The sequence below is a fragment of the Streptomyces sp. NBC_00287 genome (assembly GCF_036173105.1).
Taxonomy (GTDB): Bacteria; Actinomycetota; Actinomycetes; order Streptomycetales; family Streptomycetaceae; genus Streptomyces.
In genome coordinates, this window is sequence record NZ_CP108053.1 from 4004365 (window position 1) to 4023863 (window position 19499).

General features: G+C 70.7%; 15 protein-coding genes and 1 riboswitch. All 15 genes read right to left on the reverse strand.

Going from position 1 to position 19499, the window contains the following annotated elements:
• Nucleotides 1-27: 27 nt before the first annotated feature.
• A complete protein-coding gene (locus OHT76_RS18150; RefSeq protein WP_328871879.1) occupies nt 28-1314 on the reverse strand; it encodes a cyclopropane-fatty-acyl-phospholipid synthase family protein in 1287 nt (428 codons plus the stop codon).
• A 173-nt stretch (nt 1315-1487) separates the two neighbouring features.
• On the reverse strand, nt 1488-2906 hold the full coding sequence (locus OHT76_RS18155; protein WP_328871880.1) for an NAD(P)/FAD-dependent oxidoreductase: 1419 nt from the start codon (nt 2904-2906) through the stop codon (nt 1488-1490).
• Nucleotides 2907-3351: 445 nt separating this feature from the next.
• The gene (locus OHT76_RS18160; RefSeq protein WP_328871881.1) at nt 3352-4293 is read right to left on the reverse strand and encodes a Ppx/GppA phosphatase family protein; all 942 of its coding nucleotides are present in this window, start codon (nt 4291-4293) and stop codon (nt 3352-3354) included.
• On the reverse strand, nt 4290-4820 hold the full coding sequence (locus OHT76_RS18165; RefSeq protein WP_328871882.1) for a DUF501 domain-containing protein: 531 nt from the start codon (nt 4818-4820) through the stop codon (nt 4290-4292). The genes OHT76_RS18160 and OHT76_RS18165 overlap by 4 nt, the downstream gene beginning before the upstream one ends.
• A 51-nt stretch (nt 4821-4871) precedes the next feature.
• Nucleotides 4872-5348, reverse strand: coding sequence for an FtsB family cell division protein (locus OHT76_RS18170; protein WP_328871883.1), 477 nt, complete (start codon nt 5346-5348; stop codon nt 4872-4874).
• A gap of 131 nt (nt 5349-5479) precedes the next feature.
• Nucleotides 5480-6760, reverse strand: coding sequence for a phosphopyruvate hydratase (gene eno / locus OHT76_RS18175; RefSeq protein WP_328876564.1), 1281 nt, complete (start codon nt 6758-6760; stop codon nt 5480-5482).
• Nucleotides 6761-7060: 300 nt separating this feature from the next.
• On the reverse strand, nt 7061-7744 hold the full coding sequence (locus OHT76_RS18180; protein WP_328871884.1) for a transglycosylase family protein: 684 nt from the start codon (nt 7742-7744) through the stop codon (nt 7061-7063).
• 4 nt (nt 7745-7748) lie between these two features.
• Nucleotides 7749-7942, reverse strand: a riboswitch (cyclic di-AMP (ydaO/yuaA leader).
• Between the two features lie 176 nt (nt 7943-8118).
• A complete protein-coding gene (locus tag OHT76_RS18185; protein ID WP_328871885.1) occupies nt 8119-9105 on the reverse strand; it encodes a transglycosylase family protein in 987 nt (328 codons plus the stop codon).
• A gap of 193 nt (nt 9106-9298) precedes the next feature.
• Nucleotides 9299-10582, reverse strand: a complete 1284-nt coding sequence (locus tag OHT76_RS18190; RefSeq protein WP_328871886.1) for a cytochrome P450 family protein — start codon at nt 10580-10582, stop codon at nt 9299-9301.
• A complete protein-coding gene (locus tag OHT76_RS18195; protein WP_328871887.1) occupies nt 10579-12696 on the reverse strand; it encodes a hypothetical protein in 2118 nt (705 codons plus the stop codon). Before OHT76_RS18195 ends, OHT76_RS18190 begins: the two co-directional genes overlap by 4 nt.
• A 50-nt stretch (nt 12697-12746) precedes the next feature.
• A complete protein-coding gene (locus OHT76_RS18200; RefSeq protein WP_328871888.1) occupies nt 12747-13736 on the reverse strand; it encodes a nucleoside triphosphate pyrophosphohydrolase in 990 nt (329 codons plus the stop codon).
• A 95-nt stretch (nt 13737-13831) separates the two neighbouring features.
• Complete coding sequence (locus tag OHT76_RS18205; protein ID WP_328871889.1) at nt 13832-14485, reverse strand: SurA N-terminal domain-containing protein; 654 nt, start codon at nt 14483-14485, stop codon at nt 13832-13834.
• A gap of 331 nt (nt 14486-14816) precedes the next feature.
• Nucleotides 14817-16310, reverse strand: a complete 1494-nt coding sequence (locus tag OHT76_RS18210) for a serine/threonine-protein kinase (RefSeq protein ID WP_328876565.1) — start codon at nt 16308-16310, stop codon at nt 14817-14819.
• A 38-nt stretch (nt 16311-16348) separates the two neighbouring features.
• Nucleotides 16349-17008, reverse strand: a complete 660-nt coding sequence (locus OHT76_RS18215) for a hypothetical protein (RefSeq protein WP_328871890.1) — start codon at nt 17006-17008, stop codon at nt 16349-16351.
• 181 nt (nt 17009-17189) lie between these two features.
• Nucleotides 17190-19481, reverse strand: coding sequence for an N-6 DNA methylase (locus OHT76_RS18220; protein WP_328871891.1), 2292 nt, complete (start codon nt 19479-19481; stop codon nt 17190-17192).
• Between the last annotated feature and the right edge of the window lie 18 nt (nt 19482-19499).

Here is a 19499-nt window from a genome sequence, read left to right on the forward strand (position 1 = left end):
CTTCCGTGACGGAAGCGGGGCCCTTTGTCAGTTCCAGGTCCGGGATCTCAGCGGCATCCCGGAGGCGCCCGAGTCGGGGGTGCGGACCGCCAGGACCTGGTTGACGCCGATGCGGTTGCGCTCGAAGGCGAGCGCCGAGGCCGCCATGTACAGGCGCCACACCCGGGCCCGGCCCGGGCTGGTGAGCCGTACCGCCCGGTCCCAGTCGGCCTCCAGACGGGTGACCCACTGGCGCAGGGTGAGGCCGTAGTGCTCCCGGATCGACTCGACGTCCCGCACCTCGAACCCGGCGCGTTCCAGCTGGCCGACGGTGCTGCCGAGGGGCTGGAGCTCGCCGTCGGGGAAGACGTAGGCGTCGATGAACTCGTCGACGCGGTACGTGGATTCATCGCGCTGCGGGCGCCGGCCGATCTGGTGGTTGAGCAGCCGTCCACCGGGCTTCAGCAGCCGGTGCAGCACATCGGCGTACTCCAAGTACCGCTCGGCGCCGACGTGTTCGGCCATGCCGATGGAGGAGATCGCGTCGTACGGCCCGTCCGCCACATCGCGGTAGTCCTGCACCCGGATCTCGATCCGGTCGGTGAGCCCCTCGTCGGCGGCGCGCTTACGGGCGTACGCCGCCTGCTCCTGCGACAGCGTGATGCCGACGACACGTTCGCCGTACTCCCGGGCGGCGTGGATCGCCATGGAGCCCCAGCCGCAGCCGACGTCCAGGAGCCGCTGCCCCGGGGTCAGGGCGAGCTTGCGGCAGATGAGGTCCAGCTTGTCGCGCTGGGCGTCCTCCAGCGTCCCGGCGTCCTCCCAGTAGGCGCAGGAGTACACCATCGAGGGGCCGAGGACGATCTCGTAGAAGTCGTTGCCGACGTCGTAGTGATGGCTGATGGCGCGTCGGTCGGAGCGCTTGGTGTGGAGGTGGCGGCGCCGGCGGACCTCCTCCTCCGGGGGCGCGGGCGGGGGCAGCGGCCGGGCCAGTCCGATGAGCCCTCTCACCGCCGCGCGCACCTCGGGGTCGCGCAGCGCCTCGGTGAGCGAGCGGGCGTCCTCGCCGCGCTCCCACACCAGGCCGGAGAGCAGTTCGAGGGCGGTGTACAGGTCCCCCTCGATGTCCAGATCGCCCGCCACCCAGGCGCGGGCGAGACCGAGTTCGCCCGGCCGCCACAGCAGACGGCGGACGGCACGGCGGTTACGGACGATCAGCAGCGGTGCGCCCGGCGGGCCCGTCTGTGATCCGTCCCAGGCGCGGATACGCATGGGGAGCGGTGCTCCCAGCAACTGTTCGACGAGGCCCTTCAGCCGCAGCGCGGCGTCTGCCATGGCGCACACCTCCATGACGGTGATCCCGGAATGTCCACCACCCACGTAAACACCAACGGGGCGACTGCGCAGTCCCCCATCTGCGTTAAGACTTCCCCATCCGCAAACACCGAAGGACCTCCCGCACCACGGATGGCGGGAGGTCCTTCGGGTGGATCAGCGGGCGGCGACCGTCAGGAGGCCTTCGCCTTCTCCTCGGTCTTGCTCGCGTCGGTCTTGCTCGCGTCGGTCTTGCTCGCGGCAGCTACCGGCGCGGGGGCCGGCTTGGCAGCCTCGTAGAACTCCTCGCGCGGGGACTCGAGAGCACCCAGGGCGACGACCTCGCGCTTGAGGAACATGCCGAGCGTCCAGTCGGCGAAGACGCGGATCTTGCGGTTCCACGTCGGCATCGCCATGCCGTGGTAGCCGCGGTGCATGTACCACGCCAGCCGGCCCTTGAGCTTGATCTTCATCTTGCCCATGACGATCATCGCGACGCCCTTGTGGAGGCCGAGGCCCGCCACAGCACCCTTGTTGGCGTGGCTGTAGTCCTTCTGCGGGAAGCCCCGCATACCGGAGATCACGTTGTCGCCGAGGACGCGGGCCTGCCGCAGCGCGTGCTGCGCGTTCGGCGGGCACCAGGCGTTCTCGTTGCCCGCCTTGCGGCCGATGAGGTCCGGGACCTGGGCGTTGTCGCCGGCGGCCCAGATGTAGTCGGTGCCCTTGACCTGGAGCGTCGGCTCGCAGTCGACGTGACCACGGGGGCCGAGCGGCAGACCGAAGCGGGTCAGGGCCGGGTTCGGCTTGACGCCCGCGGTCCACACGATGGTGTTGGAGTCGACCTCGAGGCCGTTCTTCAGCACGACATGGCCGTCGACGCAGGAGTCCATCGAGGTGGAGAGGTAGACCTCGACCCCGCGGGCCTCCAGGTGCTCCTTGCCGTACTGGCCGAGCTTGGGGCCGACCTCGGGGAGGATCTTGTCGGCCGCGTCGACGAGGACGAACCGCATGTCCTCACGGGACACGCTGGTGTAGTACTTGGCCGCGTCGCGGGCCATGTCCTCGACCTCGCCGATGGTCTCCGCACCCGCGAAGCCACCGCCGATGAAGACGAAGGTGAGCGCCTTGCGGCGGATCTCCTCGTCGGTGGTGGAGTCGGCCTTGTCCAGCTGCTCCAGCACGTGGTTGCGCAGGCCGATGGCCTCCTCGATGCCCTTCATACCGATGCCCTGCTCGGCGAGGCCGGGGATCGGGAAGGTGCGGGAGACCGCGCCCATCGCGATGACCAGGTAGTCGAACGGCAGCTCGTACGCCTCGCCCACGAGGGGGGCGATCGTGGCGACCTTGCGGTCCTGGTCGATGGTGGTGACCCGGCCGGTGAGGACCTCCGCCTTGGGCAGCACGCGTCGCAGCGGGACGACGACGTGGCGCGGGGAGATGCTGCCGGCGGCGGTTTCGGGGAGGAAGGGCTGGTAGGTCATGTACGACCGGGGGTCGACGACCGTGACGGTCGCCTCGCCGTAGCGCATCTTCTTGAGAATGCGCCGAGCTGCGTACAGGCCTACGTACCCACCGCCTACTACGAGGATCCTGGGACGCTCCGTGGTGCTCATGCCATCGAGTATCCACCTGCCTCAGGGGGGTCGCTCGTGCGCCCCTTCACAAGCTTCTGCAGGGGGTGTGCTATCCTCCGCGGCTCGCGTGATCCAGGTCATGGCGGCGAGGGGGTTCCACCGTGTAGGGCGGACCGTTGTCAATGCCGCGTGAGCTGCCTCTCTGGCCGCCGGAGGCCACCGTGAGCCCTCCGAAACACTCCCCCGCGACCCCCTCCTCCGGAACCCTCGCACACCCCTCCTGAACATGTTCAAGCGGGTGTTGGGCCCCCGGAAGGGCCAACCGGCCCCCTTCCGTGCCCCGACCGGGCCGAATTCCTTGTGAAGAACTTCACGAACTTTTCCCGACGGAGTGTCGCAGAGGGGCCCTCAAGGGCCCCTCGAACGCGCTCAGACGCTACATGACCTGCTCAGCCGAGGGCTACCGATCGGTAACAAAGGAGAGCTACGCCACCGACCAGGCGATGCCGTCGAGGATGTCGTGCTCACTGACGACGACCTCCTCGGCCCCGATCCGCTCCATGATCGCCAGCAGTACGAGGGCCCCCGCGGCGATGACGTCGACCCGCCCCGGATGCATGGAGGGAACGGCCGCGCGCTCGGCATGCGTGGAGTGCAGCAGCCACTCGGTGATCTCGCGGACGCGGTCGTGGGAGACCCGGGAGTGGTGGATGCGGGCGGAGTCGTACTCCGGCAGCTCCTGCGCGATGGCCGACACGGTGGTGACGGACCCGGCGAGCCCCACGAGCGTGTGCGCCTCCCGCAACGGCACGGTCTGCTCGGCGAGATCGAGAGCGGCCTCGATATCGGCACGCATGGCGGCGATCCGCTCCGCGCCGGGCGGATCGGCCACGACCCCGTCCCGCACGAGATGCCGCTCGGTCATCCGCACACACCCGACGTCGACGGACCGGGCGGCACGGACGTGCTCCTCACCGACGACGAACTCGGTGGATCCACCGCCGATGTCCACGACGAGATACGGCTTGGGGAGGTGGTCGTGCTCGGCCAGCTCCTTGGTCGCACCGGTGAAGGAGAACTCGGCCTCCTGATCCCCGCTGATCACCTCGGGCTCGACCCCGAGGATGTCGATGACCCCCCGCACGAAGTCATCGCGGTTCTCGGCGTCCCGAGAGGCGGAGGTGGCGACGAACCGCACCCGCTCCGCGCCATGCTCCTTGATGACCGCCGCATACTCCCGGCAAGCGGCAAAGGTCCGCTCCAACGCCTCGGGAGCAAGCCGCCCGGTACGGTCGACCCCCTGCCCGAGCCGCACGATGGTCATACGACGGTCCAGATCGACGAGTTCACCGGTCGCCGGGTCACAGTCGGCGACGAGCAGACGAATGGAGTTGGTACCGCAGTCGATGGCGGCAACGCGGGTCACTGGACGTCCTCCTGAACCCGCGTCACACAAGCGCCCTTGCGCCACCACTCCGGCAGCATCGCCAGCGCCTCGTCCCCCAGAGGGTTCACCCCCGGCCCCGCCGCCAGCGAGTGCGCCACCAGCACATGCAGACACTTCACCCGGTCCGGCATCCCCCCGGCGCTCGGGAAGCCCTTCAGCTCCTCGATCTCATCGCGGCGCCGGATGTAGTCCTCGTGCGCCGAGCGATACGCCGCGGCCAGCTCAGGATCCGTCTGCAACCGCTCGGTCATCTCCTTCATGACCCCCTCCGCCTCCAGCGTCCCGATGGCGGAGTTCGCCTTGGGGCACGTCAGGTAGTAGAGCGTCGGGAAGGGCGTACCGTCCGGCAGCCGGGGTGCCGTCTCGACCACATCCGGCTGGCCGCAGGGACAGCGGTGGGCGATCGCACGCAACCCACGCGGCGGCCGGCCGAGCTGCTGCTTGAAGGCCTCGACATCCGCGTCGGTCGGCTCGGTACGCGGAGTGGTGGGCGGGGGCGTTTCCATAACAGTCTTTCGTCTCTGTCTATCCAGCGCGATCTGTCTATCGCGGTCTGTCTATCGATCGGCGGCGTCGGACTTGTCGACCCCGTCCCAGACGTTCGCGTACCAGGGCCGGTCGGCCGCGCCCAGGTCGGTGCGCGCCTGCTTCGCCGCGTCGGGATCGACCACGATGAACCCGGTCTCCCCCGGCATCACATAGTGCAGCCGCTCCCGGATCCGCTGCTCCGCGTACGCGTCGTCCTGCCAGCGTGCCTTGAGATCGCGCAGTTCCTCCACCCGCTCCTGGGCCTGCTGCTTCTGCTGCTCCAGATCGGCGATCTCGGCGCGCTGGGCGACGTACTGCCTTATCGGATAGGCGAGGGCGACGACCAGGGAGCAGACGACGAGGGCGAGCAGGGCCGCGCGGCCGGTGAGCCGGGAGCGGCGGGCCTGTCGTTTGGTCTGGGAGCGGTAGACACGGGCCGCCGTCTGCTCACCGAGCAACCGGATCCTGGTCGCGGTGGAGAAACGGTCCCGGTCCTTGACGGCCATCGCTCACTCCCGTTCACACGCGCGTACGTCCCCGCACACGGTACGGGACCGGGTACGGGGACGTACGTACGACTGGCTAGGCCTTAGCCCTTACTGTGCCCGTGGTCCGCAGAGCGGACGTGCGGGAAGGCTCAGCCCTTGAAGCGCGGGAAGGCGCTGCGACCGGCGTACACCGCGGCGTCGTCGAGGATCTCCTCGATGCGCAGCAGCTGGTTGTACTTGGCGACGCGCTCGGAGCGGGCCGGGGCGCCGGTCTTGATCTGGCCGCAGTTGGTGGCGACGGCGAGGTCGGCGATGGTGACGTCCTCGGTCTCGCCGGAGCGGTGGGACATCATGCACTTGAAGCCGCTGCGCTGGGCGAGCTCCACGGCGTCCAGGGTCTCGGTGAGCGAACCGATCTGGTTCACCTTCACGAGCAGCGCGTTGGCGGCGCCGTCCTCGATGCCGCGGGCCAGGCGCTCCGGGTTGGTGACGAACAGGTCGTCGCCGACGAGCTGGACCTTGTCACCGAGCTTGTCGGTGATGGTCTTCCAGCCGGCCCAGTCGTCCTCGAACAGCGGGTCCTCGATGGACACGAGCGGGTACGCCTCGACGAGCTCGGCGTAGTACTCCGTCATCTCGGCGGCGGAGCGGTCCTTGCCCTCGAAGGAGTAGACGCCGTCCTTGTAGAACTCGGAGGCGGCGACGTCGAGCGCGAGGGCGATCTGCTCGCCGGGGGTGTAACCGGCTTCCTTGATGGCCTCGAGGATGAGGTCGAGGGCGGCGCGGTTGGAGTCCAGGTTCGGGGCGAAGCCGCCCTCGTCGCCCAGGCCGGTGGACAGGCCCTTCGTCTTCAGGACCTTCTTGAGGGTGTGGTAGACCTCGGTGCCCCAGCGCAGCGCCTCGGAGAAGGACTCCGCGCCGATCGGGGCGATCATGAACTCCTGGATGTCCACGTTGGAGTCGGCGTGCGAGCCGCCGTTCAGGATGTTCATCATCGGCACCGGCAGCAGGTGCGCGTTCGGGCCGCCCAGGTAGCGGAAGAGCGGGAGGTCGCTGGCCTCGGAGGCGGCGTGGGCGACGGCGAGCGAGACGCCGAGGATGGCGTTGGCGCCGAGGGAGCCCTTGTTGTCGGTGGCGTCCAGGTCGAACATCGCCTGGTCGATCAGGCGCTGCTCGGTGGCGTCGTAGCCGACCAGCTCCGGGCCGATCTGCTCGATGACGGCGAGGACGGCCTTCTCGACACCCTTGCCCTGGTAGCGGTTCGGGTCACCGTCGCGGAGCTCGATGGCCTCGAAGGCGCCGGTGGACGCGCCGGACGGAACGGCGGCACGACCCGTGCTGCCGTCGTCGAGGCCGACCTCGACCTCGACCGTGGGGTTGCCTCGGGAGTCCAGGATTTCCCGGGCTACGACGACGTCGATGGACGGCACGAGCATCTCCTTCATGGGATGTGACGCTGGAAGTGCGGGGCAGTGAGCCTTGCGACTAGAGCCTAACCGCCTGAGGGACATAGGCCAGCCGACCGACCGTCCCGTGGACAAGGACAGACGGTACCCATTGTTTCTCCACGGAACAAAGGGGCGGTGAACTACCGGAAAAGAAAACCCCGCTCCGGTGCGTACGGGGGAACACGCACCGGAGCGGGGAGCCCGTGGGGACGGGGGGTGACCCTCACGAGGCCTCCAGTATGGAGGACACCGATATGAGGGGCCTGTGGTTCGGCTACGGGATTACTTGAGGTGCAGCTGCTGACCGGGGTAGATCAGGTCGGCGTCCGCGACGATGTCCTTGTTCAGCTGGAAGAGCTTCTCCCAGCCGCCCTTGACGTCGTGCTCCTCGGCGATGGTGCTGAGGGTGTCACCCTTGACGACCTTGTACTCGCCGTCGCCCTTCTTGACCTTCTTGCCGGTCGGGGTGGTGACGGTCTTCTGCGTCTTCTGCGCCGGACGCTCGGTCGAACGCGAGGCGGACTGCTCCTCGGTCGAACGGGTCTCGGTGCTGCTCTCGGTGGAGCCGGTGGAGCTGGAGCCGCCGGTGTACGCGGCGCTCGACAGGCCGGTGCCGCAGTGCGGCCAGGCGCCCTTGCCCTGGCCGGCGAGGACCTTCTCGGCTATCTCGATCTGCTGGGCCTTGCTGGCCTGGTCGGCGGTGGAGGCGTACTGCGTGCCGCCGTACGCGGCCCAGGTGGAGGCGGAGAACTGCAGACCGCCGTAGTAGCCGTTGCCGGTGTTGATGGACCAGTTGCCGCCGGACTCGCACTGGGCGACGGTGTCCCACTCGGAGGCGGTGGCGGCGGAGGCGTTGCCGGCCGCCATCAGCGGGGCGGCGACAGCGGCGCCGGTGACGCCGGCGATGGCGATGGCGCGAGTGGCCTTGGACGGACGACGGTGCTTGCCCTTGCCGGAAAACAGCATGGATCGATCCCCTCACCGACGCCTGCGAGGTGAGCTGTCGGGTTCGGGCCGGTTGAGTTGCCCGGCCGCGGACCGTCGCCTTTCGGCTCCTGGTCGCGCGGCTTCACCCCAAGCCGGTGCCGTCTGTTGAGCTGCCTCAACTGCCGGTCCCGGCGCTTACCTTGGGTCCCCCGCTCCTGCCTACGGCGCATGACGCGACGACTGTTCCCGTACGGCCGCTGGCAGGATTCGGCGTTGCGGCAGCCGGGGCTCGTGTTGGCGAGCGGTCCTGACCGTAGACAGGCGATCCGCGGAATTTCAAAGACGATCAGGGCTTCTGAGACTCATCCCACACTTTCGCCAAACCGGACATTCAGCGCGAAGCGTGACGTGAACTACCGCTGCTTTTCGACCGGTTCGACCCCTACTTCAAGGGTCTGACCGGGAAGGATGAGGTCCGGGTCGGTACCGACGGTCGACTTGTTGGCGGCGTAGAGGCCGCGCCATCCGCCGTTCAGGTCAAGGGAGTCCGCGATGCCCACGAGACTGTCGCCGACGCGGACGACGTACGAGCCGTCGGCTTCTTCGGCACCCTCTTCGGCGGGTTCGCCGCGATGGCGGCCGGTGCCGGTGCCGTTTTCGGTGGTGGAGCCGGTGTCGGTGAGGGCGGAATCACCTTCGGTCTGACCGGAGTTGTCCGAGTTGTCCCGCCCTGGGGTGGCTGTGGGTTCGCTGTCGACTTCCTGAGAGGGGTCGCTCTCGGGGGATGTCGAGGGTTCCGCGGACTCCCCAGCCTCCGGGGAGTTGGAGGACTTGTCCGACTTAGCCGAGTTGGCCGTAGCCTCGGGCGAGGGGGAGGAATCGGACTTCGAGTCGGAGGAGTCGCCGTCGATGGAGTCCAGCAAACCGGATGAATCGGGTGAAGCGGAGGAGTCGGGTGAAGCGGAGGAGTCGGGTGAAGCGGGCTCATCGCTCGCCACGCCCGTGTCGATGTCGACCGAACCCGACTCGGCGTCAAGGCCGGAGAGCGGGCCGCAGGTCGGCCAGACGGCGAGACCCTGGTCGGCGAGGATGCGCTCGGCGACGGCTATCTGCTGGGAGCGGCTGGCCTGGTCCGCGCTGGCGGCGTACGTCGTGCCGCCGTACCGCTCCCAGTTCTCCTGGGTGACCTGGAGACCGCCGTAATAGCCGTTGCCGCTGTTCTCGCTCCAGGAGGCACCGCTCTCGCACTCCGCGACCCGGTCCCAGGTCGTGCCCTCGGCAGCGCTCGCGCCCGAGGCGCCGAGGAGCGGGATGGCGATGGCAGAGCCGGTCACTCCGGCCGCGACGATGAGAGCCGGGGCCTGGCGGGGGCGACGGTGACGACCGTTCCCGGAGAGCATGCGGGGGCCTTTCGAAGACGTCAGGGACCGGCGCGGTGCCGGTGACGCAAGGCGCCGCGCTGACGAGTGAACGTATCGCCAGACGATCACTTGTCACAAGTTAATGCCGCGCAGATCACGTGAAGATCACAGGCTTGAGGGCGTGTCACGTTTGACCTGACGATCCGTCGAACGCGGGCTCTGCGCGGGACGTTCAGGCACTCGGGGTGAACTCGACCGGAAGCGTGCGCAGTCCGCGCATGATGAGCCCGCCACGCCAGCGCAAATCATCCGGTTCCACCGCGAGTCGGAGATCCGGGAGGCGGGTGAGGAGGGTGGCCAGCGCGGTCTGACCCTCCAGACGGGCGAGCGGGGCGCCCAGGCAGTAGTGGATGCCATGGCCGTAGCCGAGGTGCTGGTTGTCGCGGCGGGAGAGGTCGAGCGTGTCGGGGTCGGCGAACCGCTCCGGGTCCCGGTCGGCGGCGGCGAGGACGACGAGGACCGGGTCGCCGGGGGCGATGTCCTGGCCGCCGATGGTGAGGGGCTGCGTGGCGAAGCGCCAGGTGGCCAGCTCCACGGGGCCGTCGTAGCGGAGGAGTTCCTCTACGCCGGTTTCGAGGAGGTCCGTCTCCTGTGCGGCGAGGGATTGCTGGAGGCGGGCCCTCTGATCGGGGTGGGTCAGCAGGGCAAATGTTCCATTACCGATCAAATTCACCGTGGTTTCAAAGCCGGCGAACAGAAGGATGAAGGCCATCGCCGCGGCCTCGTTCTCGGTGAGGTGCTCGCCGTGGTCGGAGGCGCGGATGAGCCCGGAGATGAGGTCCTCGCCGGGGGCGGGCTCGGCGGGCAGCGCCTCGCGCTTGCGGTGGATGAGCTCGGCGAGATAGCCGCGCATCTTCTTCACGGACCGGGCGACTCCGCCCCTGGGGCCGCCCTGGTGGCGGATCATCATGCCCGCCCAGTCCCGGAAGTCGTCCTGGTCCTCGCGGGGGACGCCGAGCAGATCGCAGATCGCGTAGATGGGGAGCGGGAAGGCGAACTCATGGATGAGGTCGGCGCTGCCGGTGTGCGCGAACTTGTCGATGAGCTGGTCGGTGAGCTCCTGCACGCGCGGCGCGAACTCGGCGACCCGGCGCGGCGTGAACGCCTTGCTGACGAGCCGTCGCAGCCGGGTGTGGTCCGGCGGGTCGATATTGAGCAGATGCGTCATCAGCTCGGCCTTGCGCTCACCGGGGATACCGGTCTTGCCCTTGGCGTGGGCGGGCTCGTCGTGATGTGCGGGGTTCTTGCTGAGCCGCTGGTCGGCCAGGGCCTGCTTGGCGTCGGCGTAACGGGTGACCAGCCAGGCCTCCACTCCGCTGGGGAGCGTGGTCCGGTGCACGGGGGCGTGCTCACGGAGCCAGGCGTAGGCGGGGTAGGGGTCGGCGGCGAACTCCCAGGTGAAGAGGTCGGGGGCCGGGGCGGGGGTGTTGGGGGCGGGGGTGGAGTGGTCGGTCACTCCTTGACGGTATCCGGCGGTGTCTCAAGGGTCTCTTCGAGTGCCGGGTCGTGGTGTCGGCCGAGGACCAGGTCGACGCCGATGCGGACGGCGCGTTCCGACGACAGTGCGGGGCCGGGGGCGGGGGGCCGCTTCGGGGCGGCCTCGGCGCGATGCCGCATCAGGGCGGCCACGATCTGTTCCTCCCCGAGGGCCGCCCGAAGCGCGGGGAGAACCTCGCCGGCGGAGGGCTTGCCGTTCTCGGCCGCCACGCCCAGCCAGTGCAGGGCCCGCGCGAGCAGAAGGAAACCCAGTAGCTCCGCGGGTTCGGGATTTCCGGCCTCCGCCGCCACCTGGATATAGGGGATGGCCTCGGTCAGCTCTCCCTGTTCAAGGAGGAGATACCGCCCGAGGGAGTCGGCCATGCTCGGCTCTCTCTCCGCGATCCTGCCCCACCAGCGCCGCGCCTCCGGGGCGTCGCCGGCCCAGGTCGACAGAACGGCCAGGATCGCATCGGCGCCGAGTTCGCCCGCCTCGGCCGCGATCCGCACGACGTCGCGAGCCGCCCGGGACACCTCGTCGCGCTCGGGCAGGTCATACTCCGCCGCCACGTGGGCCATGGTCCCCCAGAGGTGAGAGGTGAAGGGCGGCAGGCCGGGGCAACGGCTCGCGTCCGCGACGAGCGTCCCGCACGCCCGCCACGTGCCCTCTTCCGCACCGGGTACGAGCAGCCCGCTGACTCCGAGCCGGGGCCTGGTCGCCCACTCCAGGTCGTCCTGCGAGACGGGACCGTCCAGGCGTCTGTCCCCGTGCACCCGGCTATATCCGTACATGCCGCGTACGTTGATCATGTACTCCCATGTCTCGGGCGCCAGACCACTGGTGAGACCACAGCGGGCCGCGTCGATGGCCGCGCTCACCAGCAGATACCCGTTCGCCCGCCCGCCCGGACGGCTCGCCCGGCACCACTCCTCCCACAACTCCGGGCCGACCGACAGGAACTGGGTGACCCCCAGCTCGCCCCGCCATCGCAACGCGTCCCCGAGCCGTGGGTCGTCCGACCGAGCGAGCCGCGCGAGTTCGTCCTCGCTCCAGTCGCAGGTCAGATCCACGGTGCGGGCACCACGCAGGGCACGGGCCGTCGGATGGTCCCCGAAGCGGTGTGCCTCGTACGCCGTGTCCCGCATCGTCGCGAGCACCAGCACGCCCTCGTGGATGACCTGCGCCAACGGCCCCGCCACCACGCCCCGTTCGTCGAGATGGCCCTCCAGATCGTCCAGCCACACCACATACGTACCGGCGGGATCGCGCCCGCGCAGGGCGGCGGGGAGCTCGCGCAGATCCGTCCCGGAGTGGGCGTTGAAGATACGGGTGTTGTCGTCGGCGTTGCGGTGCAGCGCGGCCCAGGCCGTCGCCGTCTTGCCGGCCAGCGGCTCGCCGGTGACCACGACCAGACCACCCTCACGCAAGGCCTGCGCGACCAGCCGGTCGAGGTCCGCGTCCCGGTCGCGCGGGATGTACGGCGGCAGGGCGGGCTCGTCCCCGAAGGCACTGACGGGCCGTACGCCCAGGGCGCGGCGCCGTAACTCGGCGAGGCGGGGCCAGCGGTCGGCGGATGCGGAGCCTATGTGGCCGTAGTTGTTCTGTACGCCGATGACGGGGGCGTTGAAGCGGGACCGGCTGAAGTCGACGTGCTCTTGGGGGCCGGGGACGTGGGGCGTGTCCTGGGAGACGGAGATGACGGAGACGGGGGGCGGTACCGGAACCGGGGCGCCGAGGACGTCACCGCACTCCACGCAGTAGATGTCGCCGCTTTCCGTCTGGGCCTCACAGGACGGACAGGCGGCCGAGGGGACCGGCTTGAACTCCTCGATGAACTGCTGGACTTCATGGGCGATGACCGCCCTGTTGAAGGCCATACGGATCTTGGACTTCCAGATCAGCGCCGCGTTCCGCGCGGAGATCGCCCCGCTGCTCACATCGCGCCGGAAGCTGTCCAGGGTCGGGCCGGCGTCCTCCTTCATGGCGATGCCGTAGATATGGACGAACGTCGGCTTGGCCCGCAGTTCCCACTCCGCCGATCCCATCGACGACACCAGAACCCCAGCCGCCGCAGCCGCCAGATCGTCCAACATGCCTGACATACAAGCCCCCGTGCCCCAGAGCCGGCCCTTGGGTAACCGTACTAACCTTCCAGGCCCTCGGCAGCCCGCACCGCATCCCGGTATGCCCGTCCCGCCGCCCGCAGCGCGGCCTCCGGGTCCACGCCCTCCGCCTCGGCGCGCACCGCGAGGGCGAGGAGGTCGTAGCCGATGCCCTCGGTCTGCGGCAGGGGGACGTCAAGACCGGCCGTTCTGACGCGGGACGCCAGCTTCGCCGCGAGGGCGAGGCCCGGCTGGCCGAGGGGGATGCCGTCGGTGACGGACTCCCTGCGCTTCTCTGTCGCCTTGGTCCGCAGCCAGTGCTCCTTGACCTCCTCCGGGGTGGTGGCCGTCTCGTCTCCGAAGACATGCGGGTGGCGGTGGATCAGCTTGGCGACGATGGTGCCGGCGACATCGTCGATGGAGAAGGGCGCGTCGGGATCCTCCTCGGCGATGCGGGCGTGGAAGACGACCTGGAGGAGGACGTCCCCCAGTTCCTCGCGCAGTTCGTCCCGGTCCCCTTCCTCGATGGCCTCGACGAGTTCATAGGCCTCCTCGATGCCGTACTTGGCCAGCCCCTTGTGGGTCTGCTGGGACGACCAGGGGCACTCGGCGCGGATGCGGTCCATGACCTGGACGAGGTCGAGCAGGCGGGCGCCCGGCAGGTCGTAGGAGGCGGGGAGCAGTTCCAGCTCCGGCATGCTGACGCGGCCGGAGCCGGCGAGGCGGGCGAGGCCGTCGGTCAGCGCCGGTTCGCCCTCGCCGGTCGCCACGACCACGACGGTGCGGCCGCCGGCGCAGATGTCGACCAGCTCCTCGGCGGTCGGCGCCGCCTCGGCCACCCGTATCCCCGCCTCGCGCAGATACGGCAGCTGCGGGTGGGCGCCGTCCGCGCACAGCACGCTGTCGGCGGAGTGCAGCGCCTGCCAGGCGGGCCAGGACAGCAGGCCGGGGGCGACGCGGTGGCTGGTGGTGAGCAGGACGATGCGGCCGGGGGCGGCGGCGGGCGTGGCTTCGGGGCTGGTGGTGTTCACGGTTCGAAGCTAACGCACGGCGGTGACGGACCCGATCAAGTTATCCACAGGCGGAGCGTGGGGTGTGATCGTATGACCGCAGCACCTCGGTGCTTCTATGCCGGCTGCTCGGCCCCTGCCGCCGTCACCTCACGCACCCACGGCGTCTTGGCGTCCACCCGGCTGCTCTTCTGGACGTCCCAGCTGCCGTAGCGCGGGTTGAGGTCGACGTCGAGCTTCTCGGAGGCCTCGGACAGGGCCTTCCAGAACTCCGGCTGGGTGGTGTCGGTGCCGAGCTTGGCGGCCAGCTTCTGGGCCTCCAGCTGCAGGCGGAGGTTCTCCTCCAGGCGCTGCGGGGCCACGCCGTACTCCTGGAGCCAGGCCGTCTCCAGCTCCTTGACACCGCCGGCCTGCTGTTCCAGGCCGCTGCGCATCTCCTGGATCTCCTTGCGGCTGACGGTGATGCCCGCGTCCTGGGCGGCCTGGTGCAGCACCCGGTCCAGGACCATGCCGTGCAGGGTGTCGCGGGTGAGGCTGCCGGTCCGGGCGACGGCCTGGGCGTACTGCGTCTCGTCCCGCACGACCGCGCGCTGTGCCGCGCGCACCTCCTTCACCCTGTTCTCCAGCTGGGAGACGGTGATCCGCTGATCGCCGACGACGGCCGCCGCGCCGGGATGCGCATCGTTTCCGCAGGCGGTGAGGAGGGGCGCAGCGGCGATGGCGGCGGAGAGGAGGAGCGCGGTGCGACGGCGGCGGTAGCGGCGGTGCAAGGAAGCCTCCCGAGGAGATTGTGCGGCGGTGCACAAAGTCTTGCGTTGATCGATGGTAGGCAGTGGCCAAGCTCTGGCCAACCCATTCGACCAACGATTCACCGGGACTTCGGGCACCGGCACGCTGTCCGTGGCCGGCGCCCTGCTAGGGCCTGTCCGGCGGATCATGCCGGCGTCGCGGGCCCTGGCACGCACATCTGCGGCGTTGTCGTCACTCGCCGACGCTCCGCGTCGACTCCCTCCTCCGCCTTGCAGCTGCACGCACCAGACCCCGCTCGGCTCAGTTGCAATGCGCCGTTCCCTGCAGCCGACCTGATCCGCCGGACAGGCCCTAGCCGCGCACCTGACCCAGCCACTGCAGCGTCCGCCGGATGTCCGTCGCCAGGGGGTGGCCGGGCCCGTGCAGGCGTTCCACGTCGTGCAGGAGGCGGACGAGGGTGTCGTGGGCGGCGGGGCGGTCGCCGAGGGCGAGCAGGAGGTGGCCGATGCGGCGGCGGACGTCGTGGGCGAGCTCCGGGTCGCCGGCCACGTACTGGTTCTCGTAGTACGGGAGGAGGGCCCGGTATTCCGTCAGCGCCGCCGCCGGGTCGCCGAGCTGCTCCAGGCACTGGGCCGCGTCGTAGCGGAAGCGCAGGGACTGGGGGTCGGCGTGGCCGGCCTCGGCGGCGCGTTCGGCGGCGAGGGCGCGCAGGACGGGCAGCGCGCGCCGGTACTGGCCGTCGTCCAGGAGCGTGGCCGCGTACTGCTTGCGCAGGGTGCGTACGACCGGGGACTTCTCGCCGTGCTGCTCGGCGGCGACCGGGAGTATCGCGCCGAGGATGTCGACGGCCTGGGTGATACGGCCCTCGCCGAGGAGGCGCTTGACCTCGTCGACGGCCCGCGCGACGTCCGGCTTCTCGGCGGCCGGGGTGACCGGTGTGGCGAGGGCGGGCTGGGGCGCGGGCGTGCGCGCGCGGTCCGGCCAGGGGGCGTGCGGGCGCAGGAAGGGACGCGTGGGGTCGAGGGGCGCCCCGGTGGGCGTCCCGCGCGCGGGCAGGAGCAGCGCCAGGTCCTCGTACACCTCCTGCGCGGACGCCGGGCGGTGCTGCGGGTCCTTGGCGAGCAGGCGCAGGACCAGCGCTTCCAGCGCCTCGGGCACCTCGGGGCGCATCCGGCGCACGGGCAGCGGCGGCTCGTACAGATGCCGGTGCAGCACACCGAGCGCCGTGGAGCCGGAGAACGGCACGTCGCCGCTGAGGAGTTCATGCAGGAGCACACCGAGCGCGTACAGGTCGGTGTACGGGCCGACCGCGCCGCCCATCGCCTGCTCGGGCGCCATGTATGCGGGCGAGCCGATGGGGGTGCCGGTGTGGGTGAGGCGGGTGGTGTCGGCGTCCATGACGGAGGCGACGCCGAGGTCGAGGACGGTGACCGTGCCGTCCTGTTTCACCATCACATTGCGCGGCTTGAGGTCGCGGTGGACGATCGGCACGGCGTGCACGGCGCTCAGCACGGCGCACAGTTGCGCGGCGACCGCGACCGCCCACTGCCAGGGGTACGGGTCGTGCTCGGCAAGGTGGTCGGAGAGGTCCGCGCCGTCGACGTACTGCATGACGAGGAACAGCTCCTCGCCCTCGCTGCCCGCGTCGTGCACGGTGACCAGACCGGGATGGTCGACCTGCGCGGTCACCCGGCACTCCCGCACGAACCGGCGGCGCAGCTCGTCCGCCTCCTGACCCGCCACCTTGTCCGGGCGCAGCAGCTTCACCGCCACGCGCCGGTCGAGCCGCTGGTCGTACGCCGTCCAGACCTGGCCCATGCCGCCCTGCCCGATGAGCGTGGACAGTTCGTAACGGCCGGCGACGACACGCCCTGTCGTCACGGTCACCTTCCGCCCTCGTGGTCGCCGTTGTTCCGGCCGTCGTGGTGGCGCAGATAGTCACTGAGCTCGTCGAGCTCGGCGCGCACCTGGTCGATACGCGCGGGCGCGGGCCGCTGCGGGGGCGCCGGTACGGGGCTGGGGGGCACGGCGTCGTGGGGCATCGGCGGACGGGGGGTCGACGGGTGCGGTATCGGCGCGGGCGGCTGCTGCGCCAGGGGCTGCTGGACCGGCGTGGTCGTGTACGGCGACGGCGGCTGCGGGTAGCCGTAACCGGCGGGCCCGTTCGGCGCGTGCATCGTCGTGGCCTGCGCCTGCGCGTAACCGCCGTACTGCCGGCGGAGCCTGCTGTGGAAGCGGATGTCCATCACCAGGAAGTACACGGAACTGAACGCGCCGAGCAGCAGGACCGCGGCCAGCGCGATGTCCGACTTCACGTCCTCCTCCGGCACCGAGCCGACCACCGCGAAACACGCGATGCCCACCGGCAGGCTCACCCAGGCCAGCAGCCAGTCCGGCCACCGCCCGCGCAGGATGGCCACGCGGAACAGCGGCACGCACGCGAGGATCCCGCAGGAGAGGAGACCGGCGGCGGCGAACAGCACCCGCAGGGAGATGACAGTTGCCTCACTGCGGGTGGGCGGCGCCGCGCCGTGGCCGTACATGACTGCTCCTGGACCGGTTGGCCGATGGGGACGAACGAACGAGAGAGTTCGAGCGTATAGGCCGACACGGACAACCGGTCCCGGGTTGTACCGAACCGTTGTTGTACTGATCACTTCCCTCGGCAGGACCCAGGGCCGGACCCTCGCCCGGTCGCATGGCCGGGGTCTCATGGCCGGTGGCTCAGTCGGGGGCGACCGTCCCGTCGGTCAGACCGTCGTACATCCCGCGCACGAGCTGGTCCCCGAGCCGGTTCGCGTGCCTGAGCGCCCGCTCGAACTCGTCGAGGGCGCGGAAGCGCGCGCCGTAGCGCCGTTGTTCGTCGAGGGGGAGCCGGGGCAGTTGGAGGCGGCGCACGTCGAGGCGGGTCGCGGTGGACGCGTAACTGCTGGCCTGGCGGTTGTTGGCGGTGCCGCGCAGGAAGCCGGCGAGGAACCACGCGTCGAGCGCCGTGCGATCGGGGCGCAGAAGCACGAGGTTGCGCCCCAGGGCGGCGCCCCCCGTCGCATCGTCGATCACACGCGCCATCGAGCCGCCACCGAGCACCGGGACGACGACATCGCCGGGCTCCGTCAGCACCGGCTCCTCGTCGCTCTCGGGCAGCGTCCCCGAGGGTGCCGTCCCGGCGAGGACGTCATGGTCGGTGAGCACCGGTACGCGCGCGTGGCCGCCGTTTCCGCCGGTACGCATCACCAGGGCGCCCCCGCGCGCGAGTTCACCGACCGTGGTGAGCGGCCAGCGCACGGGCCGGGCGCCCGCGGCGGGAGGGGGCGTGAGTTCGGCCGCGAGCCCCAGGGTCTCCCCCAGGCGCTCGCGCACGGCCGTGAGCGCCTCGGCGCCGTCGGTCGCCGTCGGGGGCGGCAGATGGCGGGCCGGGGCGAGATCGACGTCGTCGTCGAGGAGGTCGATCACGGGCAACGCGCGGGCCAGGCCCGGCCGCTCATCGAGGGTGCCGGCCCGGTCGAAGGCGCGCCAGGCGTCGAGCACGGCATCCCGCACGGCCCGCCAGTCGGGCCCCCCGCGCCCCTCCGTCGCGAACTGCCCGGCGTCCGCGAGCAGCACCTCGGGCTGAGCGGGCGCCTTGTCGGGCCTGCGCAGCACCCACAGGTGGAGCGGAATGTTGTACGGCGGTGCCGCACCGACCGGCAGGGCGACGACGGCGCGCAACGCACCGCGCCGCAGCAGGTCGGCGCGGATCCGGCGGCCGGAGCGGCGGGAGGCGGCGGCGGGCGGCATGAGCAGCACGGCGGTACCGCCGTCCTTCAGCCGCGCGAGCGCGTGCTGCACCCAGGCCAGCTCGGACTCGGTACGCGCCGGGAAGCCGTACTCCCAGCGGGGGTCGTAGGCGAGTTCGTCGTGGCCCCAGTTGCGCTCGTTGAACGGCGGGTGGCACAGGACGGTGTCGGCGCGCAGCTCGGGATGGGCGTCGGCGCGCAGGGTGTCACCGACGGCGGCGCGCACGGTGGCCCGGGTGCGCAGGGCGAGCCGGAGCGCGGTCACGGCGGCGAGGTCGGGGGCGCTGTCCTGGGCGTACAGCTCCTGCTCGGGGCGGGGGGCAACGGCGCGCAGGAGGGCGCCGGTGCCGCAGGCGGGGTCGAAGGCGGTACGGGCCGGGCCGGCCAGGTCGGCCATGAGACCGGCGAGTTCGGCGGGGGTGAGCGTGTACTGCCGCGGGTTGGCGTCGAGGTGCCGCCCGAGCAGGAACTCGAAGGCCTGGCGGGCGCCACCCATCTCGGCGGCGAGCTCGGCGGCACCGCGCAGGAGGGGGGCGGAGGGGAGGACTTCGGGGCCGGTGGGGGTGTGCACGGCGGGGGCGTGAACCGTGGGCGTGTGAACGGTGGGCGTGGTGTTCACAGGGGATGGGGTGTTCACGGCATCGGGGCGGATTCCGGCAGCGGGCGCGGTCGGGGCGGCGGGGGTGTTCACAGCGGCCGACGTGTTCACGGCGCCTGGCTCGTTCACAGCGGCGCCCGACTTCACATCGCCGCGCGAGTTCGCGCTGCTACGGGTGTTCACAGCACCCGGCGAGTTCACAGCCGAACGCGAGTTCACAGCCCCCGCGCCCCTTCGCGCCGACGTCACCCCGAACCGCGGCGCGAGCACCTGCTCCAGCGCCCCTGGCAGCATCGCGGCGAGCCGTTCGTCGGAGCCGGCGCTCACCTCCAGCCAGAGCGTGGGCCGGTCATGGATGAGCAGCAGGACGCAGCCGGCGTGTGTGAGGGCGGCGACCGGGCCTTCGGGGTGGCCGACAAGCTGCTGCCAGACCCGTTCACGCAGTGGGACTTCGGCGAGTTTGCCCTGGTAGCGAAGCCACGCCTCGACTTCGGCGAGCGCGAAGGACGGGCTGGTCTCAGTGCCGCCCACGGGCTTGGGGAAGTCGGCGTGCCGGCGCCGCCAGTTACTGACGGCGGCACGGCCGACGCCTGCGAGCCGGGCGATTCCGGCCGCGGTCACCTCTGTCGCATTGTCCTGCACCGCCCGGCTCCCCTCGCC